At 51.7% G+C, this 21157-nt stretch carries 19 protein-coding genes; 1 reads left to right on the forward strand and 18 read right to left on the reverse strand.

Going from position 1 to position 21157, the window contains the following annotated elements; genetic code table 11:
* Nucleotides 1-43 precede the first annotated feature (43 nt).
* The 3 genes from LLU09_RS03280 to LLU09_RS03290 form a co-directional block, all read right to left on the reverse strand.
* The gene (locus LLU09_RS03280; RefSeq protein WP_040105605.1) at nucleotides 44-910 is read right to left on the reverse strand and encodes a 2-oxoacid:ferredoxin oxidoreductase subunit beta; all 867 of its coding nucleotides are present in this window, start codon (nucleotides 908-910) and stop codon (nucleotides 44-46) included.
* Complete coding sequence (locus LLU09_RS03285; protein WP_228310449.1) at nucleotides 910-2649, reverse strand: 2-oxoacid:acceptor oxidoreductase subunit alpha; 1740 nt, start codon at nucleotides 2647-2649, stop codon at nucleotides 910-912. Before LLU09_RS03285 ends, LLU09_RS03280 begins: the two co-directional genes overlap by 1 nt.
* A 99-nt stretch (nucleotides 2650-2748) precedes the next feature.
* Nucleotides 2749-3507, reverse strand: coding sequence for a TIGR00282 family metallophosphoesterase (locus LLU09_RS03290; RefSeq protein WP_228310450.1), 759 nt, complete (start codon nucleotides 3505-3507; stop codon nucleotides 2749-2751).
* Nucleotides 3508-3595: 88 nt separating this feature from the next.
* Between LLU09_RS03290 and LLU09_RS03295 the strand changes: the two genes are divergently transcribed.
* Nucleotides 3596-3808 carry a hypothetical protein gene (locus LLU09_RS03295; RefSeq protein WP_228310451.1) on the forward strand — a complete coding sequence of 71 codons (213 nt, stop codon included), beginning with the start codon at nucleotides 3596-3598 and terminating at the stop codon, nucleotides 3806-3808.
* A 43-nt stretch (nucleotides 3809-3851) separates the two neighbouring features.
* On the opposite strand, the gene rny is transcribed toward LLU09_RS03295, so the two are convergent.
* The 15 genes from rny to truB all read right to left on the reverse strand — a co-directional run bounded on the left by rny (nucleotide 3852) and on the right by truB (nucleotide 21138).
* Nucleotides 3852-5405 (reverse strand): ribonuclease Y, encoded by a 1554-nt coding sequence (gene rny, locus LLU09_RS03300; protein WP_207187086.1) that lies wholly within the window; start codon nucleotides 5403-5405, stop codon nucleotides 3852-3854.
* A gap of 164 nt (nucleotides 5406-5569) precedes the next feature.
* Nucleotides 5570-6625, reverse strand: a complete 1056-nt coding sequence (gene recA, locus LLU09_RS03305; RefSeq protein WP_040105610.1) for a recombinase RecA — start codon at nucleotides 6623-6625, stop codon at nucleotides 5570-5572.
* A gap of 169 nt (nucleotides 6626-6794) precedes the next feature.
* Nucleotides 6795-7382, reverse strand: coding sequence for a CDP-diacylglycerol--glycerol-3-phosphate 3-phosphatidyltransferase (gene pgsA, locus LLU09_RS03310; RefSeq protein WP_228310452.1), 588 nt, complete (start codon nucleotides 7380-7382; stop codon nucleotides 6795-6797).
* 4 nt (nucleotides 7383-7386) lie between these two features.
* Nucleotides 7387-8196: a helix-turn-helix domain-containing protein gene (locus LLU09_RS03315; RefSeq protein ID WP_255620620.1), complete on the reverse strand. Its 810-nt coding sequence runs from the start codon at nucleotides 8194-8196 to the stop codon at nucleotides 7387-7389.
* A 26-nt stretch (nucleotides 8197-8222) separates the two neighbouring features.
* Nucleotides 8223-9026 (reverse strand): DUF3388 domain-containing protein, encoded by an 804-nt coding sequence (locus tag LLU09_RS03320; RefSeq protein WP_228311114.1) that lies wholly within the window; start codon nucleotides 9024-9026, stop codon nucleotides 8223-8225.
* Nucleotides 9027-9049: 23 nt separating this feature from the next.
* Complete coding sequence (locus LLU09_RS03325; RefSeq protein ID WP_228310454.1) at nucleotides 9050-9739, reverse strand: SDR family NAD(P)-dependent oxidoreductase; 690 nt, start codon at nucleotides 9737-9739, stop codon at nucleotides 9050-9052.
* Nucleotides 9732-11015, reverse strand: coding sequence for an EF-P 5-aminopentanol modification-associated protein YfmH (gene yfmH, locus LLU09_RS03330; protein WP_228310455.1), 1284 nt, complete (start codon nucleotides 11013-11015; stop codon nucleotides 9732-9734). The genes LLU09_RS03325 and yfmH overlap by 8 nt, the downstream gene beginning before the upstream one ends.
* Entirely contained in the window at nucleotides 11008-12267 is a 1260-nt protein-coding gene (gene yfmF, locus LLU09_RS03335) for an EF-P 5-aminopentanol modification-associated protein YfmF (protein WP_228310456.1), read from the reverse strand. The genes yfmH and yfmF overlap by 8 nt, the downstream gene beginning before the upstream one ends.
* Before the next feature lie 10 nt (nucleotides 12268-12277).
* A complete protein-coding gene (locus tag LLU09_RS03340; protein WP_228310457.1) occupies nucleotides 12278-14680 on the reverse strand; it encodes an FtsK/SpoIIIE family DNA translocase in 2403 nt (800 codons plus the stop codon).
* A gap of 58 nt (nucleotides 14681-14738) precedes the next feature.
* A complete protein-coding gene (locus tag LLU09_RS03345) occupies nucleotides 14739-16409 on the reverse strand; it encodes a ribonuclease J (protein ID WP_228310458.1) in 1671 nt (556 codons plus the stop codon).
* Between the two features lie 18 nt (nucleotides 16410-16427).
* A complete protein-coding gene (locus tag LLU09_RS03350; RefSeq protein ID WP_228310459.1) occupies nucleotides 16428-16685 on the reverse strand; it encodes a hypothetical protein in 258 nt (85 codons plus the stop codon).
* A gap of 5 nt (nucleotides 16686-16690) precedes the next feature.
* Nucleotides 16691-18799, reverse strand: a complete 2109-nt coding sequence (gene pnp / locus LLU09_RS03355; RefSeq protein WP_228311115.1) for a polyribonucleotide nucleotidyltransferase — start codon at nucleotides 18797-18799, stop codon at nucleotides 16691-16693.
* A 108-nt stretch (nucleotides 18800-18907) separates the two neighbouring features.
* Nucleotides 18908-19177 carry a 30S ribosomal protein S15 gene (gene rpsO / locus LLU09_RS03360; protein WP_228310460.1) on the reverse strand — a complete coding sequence of 90 codons (270 nt, stop codon included), beginning with the start codon at nucleotides 19175-19177 and terminating at the stop codon, nucleotides 18908-18910.
* A 99-nt stretch (nucleotides 19178-19276) separates the two neighbouring features.
* The gene (gene ribF / locus LLU09_RS03365; RefSeq protein ID WP_228310461.1) at nucleotides 19277-20218 is read right to left on the reverse strand and encodes a riboflavin biosynthesis protein RibF; all 942 of its coding nucleotides are present in this window, start codon (nucleotides 20216-20218) and stop codon (nucleotides 19277-19279) included.
* 11 nt (nucleotides 20219-20229) lie between these two features.
* On the reverse strand, nucleotides 20230-21138 hold the full coding sequence (gene truB, locus LLU09_RS03370; protein WP_228310462.1) for a tRNA pseudouridine(55) synthase TruB: 909 nt from the start codon (nucleotides 21136-21138) through the stop codon (nucleotides 20230-20232).
* Nucleotides 21139-21157: the final 19 nt, after the last annotated feature.

Raw genomic sequence — 21157 nt, forward strand, 5'->3', positions numbered from 1 at the left:
ATACACCTGAAGCTTCTTTACTTCAGGTGTATCGTACCGCATTCTATCTGAATTCGGCCATCAGTTCATCGAATGTATCGTTTTCGATCGTCATTTCCTTCTTGACCAGTGGCTGGTCGAGGTAGCCGTCGATGTTCTCCTGATAGGATTTCGCTTCCTCGTCATGGTAGATGATGCCTTTCAGCATCCCTTCATGCGCCATGATGTTCTGCATCGCCGATTGTGCATCGGTATGGTCATAGTCGGCAATGTCCTCGACTGGTATGAGGTTCTCCTTGAACCAGTCGTACGTATTCACCTTATTGTACGTGACACACGGACTGAATACATTGATGAAGCTGAAGCCCTTGTGGTCCATCGCCTGCTGGATGATGGCGGTCAGCTGCTTGATGTCTGAACTGACGCTCTGGGCGATGAATGTCGCTCCACTCGCCATGGCCGTCTTGATCGGCTGGATCGGCGTCTCCTTGGAACCGTCAGGCGTCGTCTTCGTGACGAAGCCCTTATCGGATGACGGGGAGGTCTGCCCTTTCGTCAGGCCGTACACCTGGTTGTCCATGACGATGTAGGTGATGTCGATGTTCCGCTTCAGTGCATGGACGGTATGCCCCATGCCGATTGCGAAGCCGTCGCCGTCGCCGCCGGAGGCGATGACGGTCAGATCATCATTCGCCATCTTGACCCCTTGGGCTACAGGAAGACTGCGTCCGTGCGTGGCGTGGAAGCCGTATGATTTGATGTAGCCGCTCAGACGGCCGCTACAGCCGATGCCGGTGATGACTGCGAGCTCATCCGGCTCCAGTCCATTTGCCGCACATGCTTTCTGTATGGCTGCCTGGACACTGAAGTCTCCACAGCCGGGACACCAGTTCGGTTTGATATTGTTTCTGAAATCCTTGAATGTCGCCATTACATAACTTCCTTTATTTTAAGAATTGAATTGATATGCGCTTCAATTTCATTGGGTTTGAAAGGCGTGCCATCGTATTTGACATGGGAACGGATTCTGTCGTGTCCATGATAGTTCATCTTGAGTACGCTCTGTAGCTGTGCGCTGTAGTTCTGCTCGATCACGAGTATTTCCTTCGCACCGTCCAGATATGGCCTCAGTGCATCTATCGGGAATGGGTGGATCTGCTTGAGGTTGATGGTCGTAATGTCCGCATCGATGCGTTCAGCCGCCTCATTAGCGACACCATTGACGCTCAGGAAACTCAGGATGAGCAGTTCGCTGTCCACACCGCCCCTGGCTTTGAATGGTTCGTCCATAGTAAAGTCCTTCAGCTTCCTCATGCGCTTATCCATCTGCAGCTGACGGTTCTCGGGCCCTTCGTTCGGGGTGCCGACCGTGCTGTGCTCCACGCCTGTGACATGGTGGATGCCGCCCTTGGTGCCCGGGATCGGCCGTGGTGATATGCCGTCCTCTTCGTCGCTGTAGCGCTCGAAGTAGTCATCCTCCTGCCCCTCGATGTCTTCGGTGATCGTCTTGCCGCGGTTGATCTCCACGCGGGACATGTCGAATGGTGCAGAGGACTGCTTGCCGAGGGACATCTGCAGGTCAGACAGCAGTATGACCGGCACCTGGTAGTATTCCGCCAGGTTGAACGCCTCTATCGTCGTATAGAATGCATCCTCCACATCCGACGGGGCAAGGACGATTTTCGGGATGTCACCGTGTGTACCGTAGATCATCTGCATCAGGTCGGACTGCTCCTGCTTGGTCGGCAGTCCGGTCGATGGGCCACCCCGCATCGTATCGACGATGACGAGCGGTGTTTCCGTCATTCCTGAGAGCCCGATCGATTCCATCATGAGCGACAGGCCCGGTCCGGCTGAAGAAGTGAAGCTTCTGGCACCGGCGTAGTTCGAACCGATCGCCATCGTCACCGCAGCGATCTCGTCCTCAGTCTGGATGACCGTACCGCCAACCTTCGGCAGATGCGAGATCATGTATTCCATGATTTCACTCGCCGGTGTGATCGGGTATGCCGCCATGAACCGTACGCCTGCGTTCAGTGCACCGAAGCTGATGGCGTCATTGCCGATCAGGAAGAGGCGCGGGTCGCTATCGGAAGGAAGCATTTCGAAATCTCCCCTGAGCGTGTCCATTTCATCATCCATCAGCTGATAGCCCTGGATCAGCGCCTCGTGGTTGGAATCGACGATCTCCTGGCCCTTTTTGATGAACATGGTATAGATCATATCCTTGAACGGTTGAAGTTCCAGATTCATCAGCCTGGCACTTGCACCGATCGCCACCATATTCTTCATGAGCTGGCTGCCGAGTTCCTTCGCCGTAGCGGTGAATGGGATGGATATCAGCTGTACATCCAGATCCTCATCCTTCTCGGGATTGAATTTGCTGTCGGCAAGAATGATGCCCCCCTCAACAAGCTCATGGCTGTTGAGATCTATCGTCTGCTGGTCGAACGCGACGAGAATATTGATGTTGTCGCTGACCGCCCTGACTTCTTTAGTTGAAATCCTTACATTATTGTTGGTATGGCCACCCTTGATGCGGCTCGAGAAATGCCGATAGCTGTAGAGGTGATAACCCATGCGGTTCAGCGTCGTCGAAAAGATCTCTCCAGTCGATTCAATGCCTTCACCCTGTTGGCCGCCGACTTTCCATGACAATTGTTCATTCATACACATTGCCTCCTTATCCTTATCTAATATACCAAAATTCGGGGCAATTTTCGATGTTCATCCTACGTATTCAGCGAAAATCAGCCTATTGGATGACCGCTATTCCCTGATGCGGATCGTATCTATCTTATTGGTCTTCGTGTCGATGATCACTCCGGAAAGTATACCCGGCCCCTCCTCGGGTACGTTGTGCCTTACGGGCATCTGATGGAGGAACCGTTCGATGACCTCCTCCTTGCGGATGCCGAGTATGCCATCCCTGAAGCCAGTCATGCCCACATCGGTTATATACTTCGTCCCTTCCGGCAGGACCTGCTCATCATTCGTCTGGACATGTGTATGGGTGCCTACGACGGCGTCGACCCGTCCGTCGAGGTAATGTCCCATCGCCAGGCTCTCGCTTGTCGTCTCACTGTGGAAATCGACGAATATCTCATCGGCTTCCACTTCTTCAAGAATACCGTCCGCCTTTCTGAACGGACAATCGATGGCATTCATGAAGCTGCGGCCCTGCAGATTCATGATCAGCAGTTTCACCCCGTTGACATTCACAACACCATGGCCACGGCCCGGAGCGCCTTCCGGGAAGTTTGCAGGACGGATCATGCGTATGTCCTCATCAAGGAATTCATACACATCACGCTTTGCGAATGCATGATTGCCGAGCGTGATGAAATCCGCCCCCGCAGTCAGCAGCTCCTTGTAGATCTTCTCGGTGATGCCCTTGCCATGGGCGGCATTCTCTCCATTGACGATCGCCACCTGTGCCCCGTGCTGGCGCTTCAATTCAAGCAGATGCTCCTTCAGCATCCGCCTGCCGATCTTTCCAACGATATCTCCGATAAATAAAATGCGCATTCATTCTCATCCTTTGATTTTCAATTTGATGTTTATTATACATGTTTTGGGGAATCTATAATCTATAAAATATCTAGGAGTGAATAATGTGACATTATCCATTGATCCCAAAGAATTTGCGAAGCTGACCCTCTTGGCCAATCCTTCAACGAGCGAATCCGCCGAAGACAAGGCGAAGGACAGCCTCGAACTCTACCTGAGCGCCTACAAGCTCGCCGAGAAATACGAGCGGTTTTCCAACAGCGCCCAGGAGACGAGCGAAGCCTTCAAGAACATACGTGACATCGACCTCAACCTCTAGCATATAAAATGAGAAAAACCAGCAGGGCTACCTGCTGGTTTTTCTATTTGGCATATTCCACTGCCCGCATTTCTCGGACGACTGTCACTTTGATATGGCCAGGGTACTGAAGTTCCTCTTCGATCTGCTTCTTGATGTCCCGTGCCAGACGGTGCGCCTTCAGGTCATCCAGTTCATCCGGCTTGACCATCACGCGTATTTCCCGGCCTGCCTGGATGGCGAATGTCTTCTCGACGCCATCATATCCTTCGGCGATCGATTCAAGGCGCTCGAGACGTTTCACATAGTTTTCAAGCGTCTCCCTGCGTGCGCCCGGCCGTGCTGCACTCAGCGCGTCGGCTGCTGCAACGAGTATCGAAATGATACTTGTCGGTTCAACATCACCGTGATGGGAATGGATGGCGTTGACCACCGTTTCATGTTCCTTATAGCGCTTTGCGAGTTCAACCCCGATTTCGACATGGCTGCCGTCGACCTCATGGTCGATCGCCTTTCCGATGTCGTGCAGGAGGCCTGCACGCCTTGCCAGCTGGACATCCTCACCGAGCTCACTTGCAAGCATGCCTGCAAGGTAGCCCACTTCGACGGAGTGCTTCAGCACATTCTGTCCATAGCTGAGTCGATATTTCATTTTACCAAGATGTTTGATGAGTTCAGGATGCAAGTTGTGGATATCAAGTTCAAACGCAGCTGCTTCCCCTGCATCACGGATATTCGTTTCCATGTTGCGCTTCGCCTTGTCGACCATCTCTTCTATGCGTCCCGGATGGATCCTTCCATCCTGTACGAGCGCTTCAAGCGCATTCTTGGCGATGGATCGGCGGATCGGGTCGAAACCGGAAAGGATGACCGCTTCAGGTGTATCATCGATGATCAGGTCTATTCCGGTCAGGGTTTCAAGGGTGCGGATGTTCCGCCCCTCCCTGCCGATGATGCGCCCTTTCATCTCATCGTTCGGCAATGTGACGACTGATACTGTGGATTCACTTGTATATTCCGCTGCATAGCGTTGTGCAGTAACAGCAAGCAGTTCTTTAGCTTTCTTGTCCACTTCCAACTTCATCTGATTCTCTTTCTCTTTGACCATTACAGCCATATCGTGTGACAGTTCCCGCTCTACTTCAGCGAAAATTTCCTCCCGCGCCTCTTCGCGCGTAAGTCCGGAGATGCGATTGAGTTCTTCTTCTTGCCGACTGATAATTTCTTTAATCTTCTGATCCTCGGCATCAACCATTTGCTGTTTTTCTTCAATTTTGGCTTCCTTCTGATCCAGCGCTTCATCTTTCTTATCAAGGACTTCGCTCTTTCTATCAAGAACTTGTTCCCTGTTCAGCAATCTGGATTCCTGTGCCTTGAGTTCATCTCTTTTCTCATTGGATTCACGTTGGAATGTATCCTTGAGATTTTGATTTTCCTCTTTTGCCTCGAGCAGCTTTTCCTTCTTGAGGCTCTCCCCCTGCTTCTTCGCTTCATTGATGATATGCTCTGCAGAAGTCCGCGCCTCTTGCTGCCGTTTAGTCAAAGTGTTTCTGACGATAAAATATCCGATAACAACACCTAGAATAATGCCAAGCAAGATTAAGAAAATGTCTATCATGTCCACAATAAACACCTCCCTAACAGGCTCTAGCTATTGTTTTATATAATATCATTCGAATTCAATATTATATACACCCAATTCTAAAGATAATCACATAAATATGCAAGCACCAGAATCCAATAAAGGCATTCTGGTGCTTGAAAGGTATTCATGCTATCCTGTTAGATTTCATCCTCGTCGAACAGCTGATCCGACGCTGATTCGTCTTTGACATCTTCTTCCTTCTGCTCTCCGCCGAAACCGAGTGCAGTACGCAGTTTGCCCTCAATTTCCTCAAGCAGCGCCGGGTTGTTGGCAAGATGCTCTTTTACATTCTCCTTGCCCTGTCCCAGACGTTCGCCTTCATAGGAGTACCAGGCACCGCTCTTCTCGACGATGTCGTACTCCACACCAAGGTCGACCATCTCTCCGGTCTTGGAAATGCCCTTACCGTACATGATATCCACTTCCGCAACACGGAATGGTGGTGCCACCTTGTTCTTGACGACCTTGATCTTCGTACGGTTGCCGACGATCTCCTGGCCGAGCTTCAACTGTTCGGCACGTCTGACTTCAAGACGCACGGAGCTGTAGAACTTCAGTGCACGCCCGCCGGAAGTCGTTTCCGGGTTCCCGAACATGACGCCGACCTTCTCACGGATCTGGTTGATGAACATCGCTGTCGTATTGCTTTTTGAAATCGCACCTGAGAGCTTCCTCAGCGCCTGAGACATGAGTCTGGCCTGGAGGCCGACGTGGGCGTCGCCCATCTCCCCTTCGATTTCCGCCTTCGGCGTCAGGGCCGCCACCGAGTCGACGACCACAATATCCACTGCGCCGCTTCTCACGAATGCCTCGGTGATTTCCAGTGCCTGTTCACCCGTATCCGGCTGGGAAAGGTACAGGTTCTCTATATCCACGCCAAGGTTCTTCGCATAGTCGGGATCCAGGGCATGCTCTGCATCGATGAAGGCTGCAATGCCACCGTTCCTCTGTGCTTCCGCAATCGCATGCAGTGCCACGGTCGTCTTACCTGAAGATTCCGGACCGTAGATTTCTATTATGCGGCCTTTCGGATATCCGCCTACACCAAGCGCCTTATCCAGGGTGATGGACCCCGAGGAAACTGTCGACACCTTCCGTCCAGCGTCGTCGCCAAGCTTCATGACTGCGCCTTTTCCGAATGACTTCTCCATGTTCTTTATCACTGTATCTATCGCTTTTTGTCTTTCGTCCATAATTACCCTCCATTAATTCGCTTCGTAATATATTATAGCATAATCAACACCAAAAAGCGAATATATGTTCGCTTTTGAACGCTGTTTTCAGACTGCTGTCCGCAGCTTTACGAATACTGTATGCGCATGCATCCAATTACGGCCTAATCAACTGGATCGGCTGCAGAAATCATTTGCTGCCATCCGCTTTGAAGACGGCCCGCCCCTTATAGAAGTACTCTATGCCGGACAGGATTGTAAAGAATACGGCAATGTACATCGTGATGATTCCTGGTGAAAAAGGCAGATACTGTGTAAACATATCGCCGAACAGGAGAAGCACGAGTGCAATCATCTGGAAGACCGTCTTGATCTTGCCAAGCTGGCCTGCAGCACTTACATACCCCTGTTCTATCTGCAAGAGACGCAGACCGGTCACGGCGAACTCGCGGGCGATGATGACCACTGCAATCCATGATGATATCACCTGAAGCTCGACGAGGACGATCAGGCCGGAAGTCACAAGGAGCTTGTCGGCGAGCGGATCGAGGAATTTCCCCATATTCGTGATCAGATTCCATTTCCTTGCCAGGTACCCATCGAGGAAGTCGGTCAATGCCGCCACCACAAAGATGATGGCACCGATCAACTGGCTCACGGTCATCGGTTCACTGCCGAGGAAGGAAACCGTCCCCCAGCCGAAATCGACGAGTATGAATACAAGGAAGACTGGAATCAGGATCACTCTGAAAACAGTCAGCTGATTTGGTATATTCATGTCCCTACTCCTTTATCAAATTGAATTCGTAATAGACTGTGACCGAATCACCCTGCCTCGGATTCTCCAGTGGTTCGCCATCGATCGACACTTCAAAGTCGGTTGCATCCCCCAGTGTCAGATAGAGGATATCCGCGTCCGGTGAAATTTCATACTCGCCTTCAGTCAGGCTTTCATAGGCGTAGGTGTTATCTGCATCATCAGTCAGCGACACCCAGGAAGGGCTGTCACCGGACAATGATATCGTAAGCGGCGGCTCGACACGGAGGTCATAGTAGAATGTACTGCCATCCGCACCGCTGAATGCATAGTCCGTCACCGGTTCTTCCGTCGGTTCCTCGGTGGGTTCCTCCGTAGGTTCCTCCACCGTTTCAGCAGGCGCTTCCTCTTCTTCACTGTCCTCACTTGAAGCGACTGCATCCTCGTCCACTTCATATATCGGCTTCTCCTCGAACATGTCGGTTTCGGAACCGATCTGGAGCAGTACCATCCATCCTGCAAAAAGCACGCCCACCATGACCAGGAAACCGACGAGCACCTTTTTGAAGTACTGGTAGTCCCCATCTACCGACTGCTGCCTTTTCCTCTCATTCGGACTCTCTTCGGGTATCTCATCTGAGAACCGCTCCGACAGTCCATCATAGTCCAGGCCGACCGCTTCCGTATACTGCCGCAGGAGGAACGGCGCATGGCGGGGCTCGGGGAGGGCCTTCAGATCACCGGCTTCGATCATCCTGATGATGTCTTTTCTGAGGCCCGACTTCTCCTGCATTTCCTTAAGCGTAATTCCTGATTGTTCTCTTTTGTTTTTCAAATAAGCACCGAGTTTCATGGGACCTCCTACATTCCACCAAAGAAGTTCATATCTTCATCTTCGAACCAGTGCTGCTTCCTATGCTTTTCATAGGTGATCTCCTGGTTCTCGTCTTCCCGCAGTTCAATGATGTAATCAAAATCCGACAGGCTGTAGTCCATGCCTTCAATGAAAAGGTCAGGGTGTTCGACGACCTTGATTGCAGGGAAGCTCATGATTTCACGGATCAGCTGCCTGTGCGACTCATCCATAGATTTGCTTGTTACCGCCCCATCGATGATGAAGACGTTGTTCTGGTCATATTCACCCTTGAGCAGGCTGGTACGCTCCGTCTGCTTGATCAGTGTGGAGGAGAGGAAGAGCCATTTCTTCTTTGCCGTGACGCTGCCGGCGACGATCGACTCCGTCTTCCCTACACGGGGCATGCCCCGGATCCCTATGAGCATATGCCCTTCTTCCTGGAATATTTCCGCCAGGAAGTCGACCAGAATACCGATTTCCTGCCGGGTGAACCGGAAGAGCTTCTTGTCCTCCTCATCCCTTTTGATGAACCGCCCATGCCTGACGGCAAGACGGTCCCTCACCTGGGGTTTCCGGACCTTCAGTATATTGATGTCATCGATATACTTGCTCATGTATTCGAAGCGCTTCAGCTTGTTCAGTTCATCGGTCCTGAGAAGCAGTCCCCGCCTTCTGTTCTCTACCCCATTTATCGTGTCGATACTGATGCCGAGGTTGCCGAGCAGTGAGGAGATATCCCCCAGGAGCCCGGGACGGTTGTTCAATATTTCGTATTCCATATACTGTTCGATGTTCCGCTCCGGATACATCGGCTTTTTATTCTCTGTCGTACTCATGTATACCATCCCCCATTGATATTCATTATTTCACCTGTAACGGACTGCGCTTCGGCGGCGAGCAGGTATTTGACCGCATGGAGAACCTCCTCCGGCCGGATGAACCTTGACTGGGGCAGGTCTTCGAGCAGGTAGGCCTGCTCTTCTTGTGGAAGCTCTTCTGTCATCTCCCCTTCCACGACACCCGGTGCGATGCCATTGACCGTAACACCGGTACTTGCGAATTCCTTCGCAAGCGATTTGATGAGTGATTCCTGTGCCCCTTTCATGGAGGCATAGACACTTTCATAACTTGCTCCATTGCGTCCCCATACGGAAGTGATGACGATGATGCGGCCCGTTGTGCTCCGCTTGAGCTTCGGCAGGAGGATGTTGATGAAAGTGATCAATGAACGTATGGATATATTATACTGTGCATCAACCTTCTCTATGGGTGTTTCCTGCAGCAGCCCGAAGAGTGTCTCCCCGGGACACCATATCAGCGCATCGACACTATCGATTCCGCTGAAGATATCTGCCACCCCAGCCTCATCGAGGGGACGCGAGAGGTCGAGGAAATGATGGTCGCCTTCATGGACCGGGACCCGTGTCCTGGAAAATGAAATGATCTCGGCATTGTCCTGCAACCCGCCATGGATGGCGCTGCCGATATCTCCGGTGCTTCCTGCGATGACATACCTATTCATGTGGTTTCAATATACACTCTACCATGTATCTGCTGTCCATCACATCGATAAAGTGCTTCTCCACATCCTTAATTGTGATTTCATCGATGATTTCAGGAAGACGGTAGAGGTCATAGCCATCCAGGTAATATTTTGTATATTGATTGGCGATGTATTCGGGGGAATTCAGACTAGAGAGGTAATCCCCTATGATTTCCCTTTTCTGGACCCTCAGTTTCTCCTCTGTGAAGAAGCCGCTGTCCTTGACCGCATCACTTATACGTCTGATTTCCCCGGCGAAGGCTTCAGTCTCCTCCGTGTTGGCGGCAAAGAGCACATGGGAAAATGCAGCCTCTTCAATATGGCTGAAGCTGAAGGAATCATCGATCAGTCCTTTTTCCATGAGCTCATAATAGTATTCGGACTGCTCGCCGAAAACCATGTCGAGCGCAAACATCATGGACAGGTCGCGCCTGAGCCGTTCTGATGCATCCGTGCTGTCCTGGTTGTGCTTGAAGCCGAGCATCACCCGCGTCTCCTCAACATCCATCTCGAGCACACTGCGCTGCTTCACGATGTCCCTCGGCTCCTCGGGGAGGATCCTTTCTATCTCCGGCCGCCCATCGACATTGCGTTCCCTCTGATGCCCATCGATATACTCGATCAGCGGATCGACATCGAAGTCTCCGACGAGGATCAGCACCATATTGGAAGGATGATAGAATGTGCGGTGGCACAGGAACAGGTGGTCGCTTGTAATCTGGCTTATCGAGTCTTCCGTGCCTGCGATGTCACTCTTTACAGGCAGGTTGTGGTACATCTGGTTGAGGGTCTCGAAATAGAGCTTGTACCCGGGATTGTCCTGGTACATCTTTATTTCCTCATTGATGATGCCGACTTCCCTCGCAACGGTCTCCTCCGTGAAATAGGGCTGTTCCACCATATTCATCAGCAGGGCCAGGTTCTTCTCGAAGGATTCCGTCGTACTGAACAGATATGATGTACGGTCATATGAAGTGAACGCATTCGCACTGGCGCCATGCTTTGAAAACAGGTTGAATACATCCCCCTCCTCCTTCTCGAACATCTTATGCTCCAGAAAGTGTGCGATGCCGTCAGGCACGTTGAACGCTTCCCCATCCACCCTGAAATGGTCGTCCATCGAACCATACTTCGTCGTATAGGTGACGAACTTCTTGCTGTAGCCGGGCTTTTGTATGATGAAGACATCAAGGCCATTATCACATTGGTGCCGGTATACGCTTTCGTCTATCTCAGGATAATCAATTCTATTCATCTTCACCACTCCTTGTAAGGACATATACGGTGTCCAATGCTGTTTTGCGGCTGATCTCCATGATCATCTCCCTGTCCACCGCTTCGAGGCGCTCCTCCCAGGAGAGTGGATGCGCCTCCTGGAGCATACGGTTGTACTCCAGCGTCAGGAGGCCTTTCGGCTTATCCATGACTTCCTGCCTGTTCACCTTCATCATGCGCTTCACTTCTTCGACGAACGCCGTGTCGAATTTCCCTTTCCGCAGTACTTCCAGCTCTGCGAGTATGGCCTGCTCTGCAGTCTCTACATTGCCGGGATCGACACCGCCCATGACGAACATATAGCCGTTCCGCACATCGACCTGGGAATGGATCTGATATGCCAGGCTCAGCTTCTCCCTGATGTTCATGAACAGGAGGGATGAGGCGGAGCCGCCGTACATCTGGTTCATGACATTGAAGGCCATCTGTTCCTGCAGATCACTCACATCGGCCCTGAAGCCCATGTTCAGCTTGGCCTGTTCTATCTGCTGTGTATCGCTGCTTCTTGTGACATCTTCGGATGCCCTGAAAGGATAGGCTTTGTGAGGATTTTCCACCTTGGCGCTGCGCGCCGTGATCTTCTCCAGGTCCTCCCTGATGGATTCATCCACAGCACCGACGACGAGGATGGCCACATCGTCATCCTTCATCATCCGTGCGTGCTCCTCCTTTATCTCGTCGAGGGTGGTGCCTTCGACATCTTCCAACACCCCGTGCGGGAGATATTTATAGTCCTCGTCCCGGAACATGACATCGAGCATCGCCTGGAAACTCGCCTGCGCCTTGTTGTCCTTCATGCTTTTGAGACGGTTCCTGTAGAGGCGCTTCTCCTTGTTGAAGAAGTCCTGGTAGGCATCATCATAATGCGCGGGTGTGTCGAGGACATCGTGGAGCAGCCGGCACATTTCACCGATGACATCGAGTTCCTCCCGGATGAAGCGGTCATTCACGAATTCCATGCTGAAACTCACGATATGGTCCTGCCCCTTGCGGCCGACATTCGATGTCAGATGGGCACCATAGTAGTGGGCCAGATGTTTGAGAAGGTCCGCCTCCTCCTGGAAGGCGGCCGTCCTTTTGATCATCATCTTGGACAGGATGTTCCGCTTCGTCACACGTTCCCGTTCCATCCTGCTTCTGAATTGGAGCTGTACCGTCACCGTCTTGAATTTATCTGTCTCTATGATTGCTGTCGGAATATGATTGATTTCACTGCTTTTCACTTTATACATATAGGACTCCTTATTCTTCATTCTCTACAAGCACGCTTCTCGGCTTGCTTCCGCTGCTCGGCCCGATGACACCATTCGCCTCGAGGTCATCGACCAGCCGTGCAGCACGGTTGTATCCGATCCGGAACTGGCGCTGCAGCAGGGAGGCGCTGGCACGCTGCTCCTCTATGACGAACCATTTTGCATCCGGGTAGAGTTCATCCTCTGATTCCTTCTGCTCCTTCTGGACCGGTTTGTTCATGATCGACTTTTCATAGTTCGCCTTCATCTGGCTTGTAATGTGGTGCACGACATCGCTGACTTCATTATCCGAGAGGAACGCCCCCTGGACACGGATCGGCTTGGATTTGCCCGATGGCAGGAACAGCATGTCCCCGCGTCCCAGCAGCTTTTCCGCCCCCTGTCCATCGAGGATGGTTCTGGAGTCTGTCTGGGAGCTGACGCTGAATGCGATTCTGGATGGAATGTTCGCCTTGATGATGCCGGTGATGACATCGACGGATGGCCTTTGTGTGGCGATGATCAGGTGTATGCCTGCAGCACGCGCCATCTGTGCAATCCGTGTGATCGATGCTTCGACATCCTTCGAGGCAACCATCATCAGGTCGGCGAGCTCATCGATGATCACGACGATGTATGGCAGTTTCTGCACCTTCTCCGGCTCTTCACTTTCACGCTCCAGGTATTGGTTGTAGGCCTCTATATTACGTGTATTCGAATGGGAGAACAGATCATATCTGCGCTCCATCTCGCTGACGATGCGGTTCAGTGCATCACTTGCCTTCTGTGGATTGGTGACGACCGGACTCAGGAGGTGCGGAATGCCGTTGTAGACATTCAGCTCCACCATCTTCGGATCGATCATCATCAGCTTGACTTCATGCGGCTTGGCCTTCATCAGCAGGCTGATGATGATGCCGTTGATGCAGACCGACTTCCCGCTGCCGGTGGAACCTGCCACAAGCAGGTGGGGCATCTTGTTGAGCTCTGCAGTGATAGGGCTGCCTGAAATGTCCTTTCCAAGCGCCACTTCGAGCGGGTTGTCCGAAGTTTTGCGCTTGAGCACTTCACGCAGGGTGACCATGCTGATCACCGAATTCGGCACTTCGATGCCGACCGCTGATTTGCCCGGTATCGGCGCCTCTATACGGATGTCCTTCGCAGCCAGGCTGAGCGCAATGTCATTCTGGAGATTGATGATTTTGCTCACTTTCACGCCGATGTCCGGCTGGATTTCGAACTGGGTGACGGCAGGGCCGATGCGGATCTTGGACACTTTCGCATTGACGCCGAAATTTTTGAGTGTCTCTTCCAGTATTTTGCCCTGCTTCAGCACTTCCTTATTACTGACCGACTCCGTCACTTCTGCATCCTTCAGCATCGTGATCGGCGGCAGTTCATACTGCTTCAGCTGGTTGATCTCCTCATCATCGAACGTCTCCAGTTCTCCGCCCTCTTCCGAAGTTCCGACCGGCACATCCGTTTCATTTCCGAATTCATCCGTTTCATATTCTATCTCTGTCGCTTCGCTGCTTCCCGTTTCAATCTTCGCTGTGCTGTCCATATCACTTTCTTCTTTCGGCATGGATGCCGTTTCTGTCTCATTTTCGGCACGGTCATATTCATGCATCGTCTCGATGATGGATTCGTCCGCTTCGAAGTCTGCAAGCTGTTTCGGTTTTGGCTGTTCTTCTTTACGGCTCTCAAGTTCAGCCGGTGCCTTCTTAGCAGGTTTTGCCGAAGCCGCCGGTCTGCTGCGGTCGGAAACTTTCGCCGATATCATCGAGAACAGCTTTGCCAGCTGGCTGCCGGCTTCCTTCAACCCCTTGATCAGCGCATTGCCAAGCTGCTTCATCAGCTCAGAAGCTTTGATGAGGTCGTGTGAAATCGACTGCTCGATGTCCTTCGATGTGATCAGCAGATAGCTGAAATAAAGGAAGATCAGTCCGAGCAGCAGCGTCCCCACCATGGAGATGCCGGTGGAAGAGAAGGAAAACAGTGCCTGGCCGATGATGCCGCCCCCGAAGAATACCATGATCCCACTTGCCTCTATCGCCTCGACCGTCTCACTGAACGTATAGAAGTCCTCTATGCGTGTGCGGTTCAATAGATAGAGCAGCGTGTGGAAGAGGAACAGCATGCCGAACTGCAGCAGTATATAGCCGCCCATCCTGCGCGTAAATGGTATTTTCTGTTCACCTGCCAGGTAGATGCTCATCAGGAACAGCATGAGATATGTAAAGTATCTGCTCGTACCAAAGAGGTAGGCAAAAAATGCATCAATATATGTCCCGATGACTCCGAGCTGGAAAATGGTGATGAACAGGATGACGATGAGGACGAAGGCGGATATGGAATAATATGACCGGTTATCCTTCTTTTTCTTCTTTGTCTTCCTCTGCTTCTTGGCCATCGTATGCTTCCCTCCTATTTACAATGAGACTGCCAGAACTGGCAGTCTCATTGCTGTTTTATATTTCGGATATGATCGGGATAATCATTGGGCGGCGCTTCGTATTATCGTACAGATATTTGCCGAGGTCATCACGGATGCTCTGCTTGAGTGTGCTCCACTCAAGTTTCTTCTCATCCATGGACTCGAGCACGATATTGTATACGCGCTGCTCCGCCTCTTTCAGAAGATCTTCGCTTTCCTTTACATAGACGAATCCCCTTGACTGGATTTCAGGTCCTGCCATGATCCTGCGTTTTTTCGGATCGATCGTCACCACTGCGATGAAGATGCCGTCTTCACTGAGCAGCCTGCGGTCCCTGAGGACGATGTTTCCTACATCCCCGACACCGCTGCCGTCTATCAGCACATTGCCGGCAGTCACTTTATCCGCGCTGATCATCTTGTCCCCATCATAGGAGACGATGTCCCCCTTCTCCAGAAGGAAGATGTTTTCAGGTGCTACACCCGTCTCTGCTGCAAGCTTCGCATGGGCAATCTGCATCTTGAACTCGCCCTGTACAGGGATGAAGTACTTCGGCTTCATGACATTGAGCATCGTCTTGAGCTCTTCACTCATGCCGTGGCCGGATGCGTGGATGTTCTGCTCCGGTGTAACGACATGGGCACCCGCCTTGACGAGTTCATTCATCGTACTGTAGAGGATGACTTCCATGCTTGAGGATGGTGTCGTCAGGATATAGACGTTGTCGCCCTCCTTGATGTTGGTCACTTCATGCTGTCCACGTGACATACTGCCGAGTGCTTCGATCGGTTCCCCCTGGGACCCTGTGGCGATGATCACCACTTCGTTGTTCGGGTAGTCGCCGATTTCGTGGCTCGGCACGAGCAGGCCTTCTGGAATATCGAAGTATCCCATATTGCGGGCAACCTTGAAGGAACTCTCCAGCGTGCGTCCGAGGAAAGATACCTTCCTGCGCGTTTTTGCAGCATTCGTCAGCACCTGCTGGATGCGGACGAAGTTCGATGCATAGCACGATACGATGATCCTGCCACGTGTTCTGGCAAATCCGTCCAGGATATGCTCTTCAATGATGTTTTCAGGTGTATTATAGCCCCTTCTCTCCGCTTCAGTGGAATCACTGATGAGCGCCAGGACATCCTTCTTAGCAACATCATACATCTTGGCCATGTTGTAGCCATATTCGCCCGTCAGGCTCTGGTCGAACTTGAACTCTCCCGTGTAGACGATGGAGCCGTATTTGGTTTCAAGACTCACACCATATGAATCAGGGATGCTGTGGCTCGTTTCGAAGAACACCATTTCCGCATTTTTGAACTTCATGCGCGACTGGCTGTTGATCGTATAGAACTTCACCTTCTTGTTGACGCCTTTCGCCTTGAGGCGGTCCTTGACAAGTGCGAGTGTCAGTTTCGAACCGTAGATCGGTACATTCAGTGATTCGATGATATAGGGAATCGCACCGATGGAGTCTTCATGGCCATGGGAGAGGAAGATGCCTTTCAGCTTCTGCTTGTTCTCCTGGACATAGGTTATATCCGGAATGACGATATCGACACCGAGCATCTCATCCTCGGGGAACATCAATCCCGCATCAAGGATGAACATCTCATCATCGACTTCGACGACATACATGTTCTTTGCTATCTCGCCTACGCCGCCCAGCGGTATGATCTTTACTTTCGCTTCTTTTTTTGCTTCGTTCAAAATATTTCCTCCTAGAGCCTACTTGAAAGTGGCATGGTAGAACTTCCCATCAATCGTGATATGGGATACTTTTACATTTTTTGTATCGTATCTTGTCTCATCACTATTCTTGAGTACAAGGTGATCGATGTTTGCTTCTTTAGTATGCAGATCCTTAAGGTTGTTGCCGAACATGATGTCTTCAAAAATGATTTTTGCTTCGTTATCTTCCTTGATCCTTAGCTGGCCGTCAATGTCATAGGTCGTACCATTAAGTTCAACTTTGTTAAAAATCAATTTTATTACTCTCCTTTTTCATCCTCCAGCAATACTTTGCGTGAGGCATTTACTCTGCCCTGGTTGTCGATGTTCGTCACCTTCACCAGGAACTTGTCCCCGATCTTCACGACATCCTCCACTTTCCCTACCCTGGACGTATCCAGCTGTGAAATGTGGACGAGGGCATCCTTGCCTGGGAACAGCTGGACGAATGCACCGAACTTTTCGATGCGTCTTACTTCCGCCATGTAGATCTCCCCGACTTCTGCGACACGTGTCAGGTCCTTGATGATCTCCTTGGCCCTCTCTATCATGGAAGCGTCGCTATGGCCGATGAATACTGTGCCATCCTGTTCGATATCGAGCTTGACGCCCGTTTCATCAATGATCTCATTAATCTTCTTGCCACCGGGTCCGATGACATCACGGATCTTATCCGGTTTGATGTGCATGATTTCAACCTTCGGCGCATACTTGCTGAGCTCTGCACGGGGTTCGCTGATCGTCGCAAGCATGTTGTCGAGGATTTCCTGACGGCCGCCCCTTGCCTGTGCGAGGGCTTCCCTCAGGATGTCTTCGCTCAGCCCCTCGATTTTGATGTCCATCTGTATGGCAGTGATGCCGTTTTCTGTACCGGCAACCTTGAAGTCCATGTCTCCGAGTGCATCCTCCATGCCCTGGATATCCGAGAGGATCGTGTACTGGTCCCCCTTCATGACGAGGCCCATAGCGATTCCGGCGACTGGCGCCTTGATCGGCACACCGGCGTCCATAAGAGCCAGGGTGGAGCCGCAGATGGATGCCTGGGAGCTCGATCCATTGGATTCCAGCACTTCTGATACGAGACGGATCGTATATGGAAATTCCGTTTCGTTCGGAATGACCTGATAGAGTGCCCGCTCACCGAGCGCACCATGACCGATTTCACGGCGCCCCGGCCCTCTGATCGGGCCGGTTTCACCCACCGAGAAGTTCGGGAAGTTGTAGTGGTGCATGAACCGCTTGTTCTCCTCTACACCAAGGCCGTCGATGATCTGGTGTTCACCGAGTGCGCCCAGTGTACAGATCGAGAGCGCCTGTGTCTGCCCCCTTGTGAACAGGCCTGAACCATGCGCCCTCGGCAGGATGCCTGCCTGGGAGTTCAATGGTCTGATCTCGGCAGGTTCACGGCCGTCCGGACGTACCTTCTCCTCCGTGATGAGACGACGGACTTCCTCTTTAAGCAGCCCTTCCACGATTGCGGAAGCCTCGGCATGGATTTCTTCATAGTTCTCATCCGTTTCGTCCAGCGTCTCGAGGATGCGCTTCTTCGCTTCACTGATCGCATCTTCACGCGATTTCTTGTCCGGATCCTGGATGGCATCGTAGAGGCCCAATGACTGTGCCTTCTCCTCCATATCCCGTTTCAGGTCCGCATCCGTCTCCGGCTGCTCGAATACACGTTTCTCAACGTGCAGTTCATCAAGGATCTCCTGCTGGAACTCCACCATCTTCCTGATGCTCTCATGCCCGAACATGATTGCTTTGAGCATCGTCTCCTCAGACACTTCCTTCGCACCGGCTTCAACCATGTTGACGGCATCCTTCGTGCCTGCCACCTGGAGCTCGATCTCGGAGTGTTCAAGTTCATCTGTAGACGGATTGATGATGAATTCCCCATCGATGAGTCCGACGGTCACACCTGCAATCGGCCCGTCGAAAGGAATATCACTCACGCCGAGTGCCAGGGAGGAACCGAGCATCGCCGCCATCTGCGGGGATGCATTCGGGTCGACCGACAGCACGATGGACATGACCTGTACATCATTCCTGTAGCCATCGGGGAACAGCGGGCGGATCGGACGGTCGATCAGACGGCTTGTAAGGGTCGCTTCCTCACTTGGCCTGCCTTCCCGCTTGTTGAAGCCGCCGGGGATCTTCCCAGCTGCATAGAGCTTCTCTTCATAGGCTACTGTCAATGGGAAGAATGGCAGATCCCTCGGCTCTTTTGATGCTGTGGCTGTACTCAGTACTACAGTCTCCCCGTAGCGGACGAGTACGGCACCGTTCGCCTGTTTCGCCATTTCTCCATACTCGACAGTAAGCTTATGCCTACCCCATTCTGTTTCGTACACTTTTTTTGCTGATTCTATCATAATTTGTCTACTCTCCTTAGTAAGGCTACTTGATTCAATCATATCACTTTTGTAAAAAAATATACATAAAAAAAGGCATATCCGGAGGATATGCCTTGCCATTTCTTATCGACGGAGACCGAGTCTTTTGATCAGTTCACGGTATCTCTGAATATCTTTGTTACGCAGGTAAGTCAGCAGGTGTTTTCTGCGTCCGACCATTTTGAGAAGACCTCTTCTGGAGTGGTGGTCTTTCTTGTGGGTGCGCAGGTGATCGTTGAGTGCTGTGATTTCAGCAGTCAGTACAGCGATCTGCACCTCTGGTGATCCTGTATCGGATTCATGCGTACGGTATTCCTGAATCAGTTCATTTTTGCGTTCTTGTGTAATTGCCATGTATAAACGCCTCCTTGTTTATTGTTCACCACTATCCGAGCAGATGTCGGAGATTCGCTCTGCCAAGAGTAGGGCACTTGATTCATTATACTGGATGACTCATATGTTTTCAAGTAGTTCAACGGCTTTTTGCTTATCTTTCGCAATCTGCCCCGTCAGCTCATCTATGCCGGAGAACTTCTGCTCCCTGCGTATGAAATGGTGCCAGTAGACGGTCACATTCTCCCCGTAGATGCTGCGGTCGAAGTCGAACAGGTGCACTTCAATCGACACGCGTTCCAGGTTGTCATGGAAGGTCGGTTTGACCCCGACATTGCATACACCGCTGTAGACCCTGTCTTCATTATCGAGTCGCAGGGTCACTGCATAGACGCCCTTCGCCGGAAGATGGTACCGGTATTCGGGTTCTATATTGGCAGTCGGGAATCCGATTGTACGCCCGCGCTTCTCACCCTGGACGACGACGCCCTTCACTTCATAGGGGCGTCCGAGAATCAGGTTGGCGTGCTCCAGCTCGTTCTTGGCCAGAGCCTCACGGATGCGTGTCGTTGATATCTTCTCTTCGCCCTCTGTAATCTTTTCGACACCGGTCGTGTTGAATTCGTCATGGGCCTTCAGTGTATCGATGGTGCCCCTACCATACCTGCCGTATGTAAAGTCGAATCCGGCCACCACTTCCCTGACATTCATCCGCACGATGTACTGATCGACGAAGAAGTCGGGCTCAAGCCCGGCCAGGGCACTTGAGAAGTTGATGACGAAGCAGTAGTCGATCCTCTTCTCCTCAAGCATCTCAAGCTTGATGTCAAGCGGCGTCAAATATGTCGTACGCTGTTTCTTCGGACTCAGGACGACCGACGGATGCGGATCGAAGGTCATCACCGCCTTCTTCAGGCCTTCCGCTTCCGCGATATCCTCCATTCTGCCGATGACATCCTCATGGCCCCTGTGGAGACCGTCGAAGAAGCCCACCGCGACTGCAGAAGGTTCCAGATTGAGTTCTTGCTGATCATGTGGATAGTGGAGTCTGTAAATTTTCATCTCATCGCCTCTTATATATTGAACATTTTGTATGGTTTCATTATATCCGTGTGTTCAGGATGATCATAGTATATGCCGACGGGTACGCCTTCGCTTGTAAAGGCGACCATATCTGCATCATCTTTCCCTACTTTTTCAATGATATCAGATTTATCCATCTTCTGCCCATTACGAATTTTGAAAAAGAAGGATTCGTCGGTGATTTCGACCGATGGAAGGTCTTCGATGAGTTCCGATATCGGCACGATGAAGCCCCGCGGCTCCCCTTCCTGGAGTGCTTCGAGCGTCACTGCCCTATCCAGTGTCAGACCGCATGATTCCGTCCTGACAAGGGCGGACATGTGGGCCTCGACCCCAAGTTGCCTTCCGATATCCACAGCAAGCGTACGTATGTACGTCCCCTTCGAACATGACACATCCAGACTGAACCGTACGAGTCCCGCTTCCCTTTCCACCCTGCCTGTCCGTTCTATCTCATGGATGAAGACCTCCCTGACGGGGCGTTCGACTTCAATGCCCTTCCGCGCATATTCATACAGCTTCCGTCCATCCACCCTGACGGACGCATACTTCGGCACCATCTGATGGTAGCTCCCCGGGAAGGAGCCGATCGCCTGATCGATCGCTTCATCGGAGATGCCCGTGACACCCTCGCTTCTCCCGGTGACTTCACCTGTCTGGTCTTCCGTATCCGTCGAGAATCCGAGTGTCACCTCGGCGTGATAACGCTTCTTCTTCGTCTGCAGATATTCGGTGAGCTTGGTCCCCTCCCCGATGCAGATTGGCAGGACGCCTGTAACTTCCGGATCCAGAGTGCCGGTATGTCCCACCTTCTTCATATGTAGTATCCTGCGCATGCGCATGACCACATCATGGCTGGTCAGTCCTTTTGGTTTATTGACAGGTATTACCCCATGCATATCTGTACGCCTCCATATA

This window comes from Salinicoccus sp. RF5, from assembly GCF_020786625.1.
Lineage (GTDB): Bacteria > Bacillota > Bacilli > Staphylococcales > Salinicoccaceae > Salinicoccus.

What these genes read in the sequence shown, in the direction of transcription:
- LLU09_RS03285 (WP_228310449.1), bottom strand. Translation starts at nt 2,649, where the DNA reads ATGAATGAACAATTGTCATGGAAAGTCGGCGGCCAACAGGGTGAAGGC.
- recA (WP_040105610.1), bottom strand. Translation starts at nt 6,625, where the DNA reads ATGGACGAAAGACAAAAAGCGATAGATACAGTGATAAAGAACATGGAG.
- pgsA (WP_228310452.1), bottom strand. Translation starts at nt 7,382, where the DNA reads ATGAATATACCAAATCAGCTGACTGTTTTCAGAGTGATCCTGATTCCA.
- ribF (WP_228310461.1), bottom strand. Translation starts at nt 20,218, where the DNA reads ATGAAAATTTACAGACTCCACTATCCACATGATCAGCAAGAACTCAAT.
- yfmF (WP_228310456.1), bottom strand. Translation starts at nt 12,267, where the DNA reads ATGTATAAAGTGAAAAGCAGTGAAATCAATCATATTCCGACAGCAATC.
- rny (WP_207187086.1), bottom strand. Translation starts at nt 5,405, where the DNA reads ATGATAGACATTTTCTTAATCTTGCTTGGCATTATTCTAGGTGTTGTT.
- LLU09_RS03340 (WP_228310457.1), bottom strand. Translation starts at nt 14,680, where the DNA reads ATGGCCAAGAAGCAGAGGAAGACAAAGAAGAAAAAGAAGGATAACCGG.
- LLU09_RS03280 (WP_040105605.1), bottom strand. Translation starts at nt 910, where the DNA reads ATGGCGACATTCAAGGATTTCAGAAACAATATCAAACCGAACTGGTGT.
- truB (WP_228310462.1), bottom strand. Translation starts at nt 21,138, where the DNA reads ATGCATGGGGTAATACCTGTCAATAAACCAAAAGGACTGACCAGCCAT.
- yfmH (WP_228310455.1), bottom strand. Translation starts at nt 11,015, where the DNA reads ATGAATAGAATTGATTATCCTGAGATAGACGAAAGCGTATACCGGCAC.
- LLU09_RS03325 (WP_228310454.1), bottom strand. Translation starts at nt 9,739, where the DNA reads ATGAATAGGTATGTCATCGCAGGAAGCACCGGAGATATCGGCAGCGCC.
- LLU09_RS03290 (WP_228310450.1), bottom strand. Translation starts at nt 3,507, where the DNA reads ATGCGCATTTTATTTATCGGAGATATCGTTGGAAAGATCGGCAGGCGG.
- LLU09_RS03320 (WP_228311114.1), bottom strand. Translation starts at nt 9,026, where the DNA reads ATGTATCCGGAGCGGAACATCGAACAGTATATGGAATACGAAATATTG.
- rpsO (WP_228310460.1), bottom strand. Translation starts at nt 19,177, where the DNA reads ATGGCAATTACACAAGAACGCAAAAATGAACTGATTCAGGAATACCGT.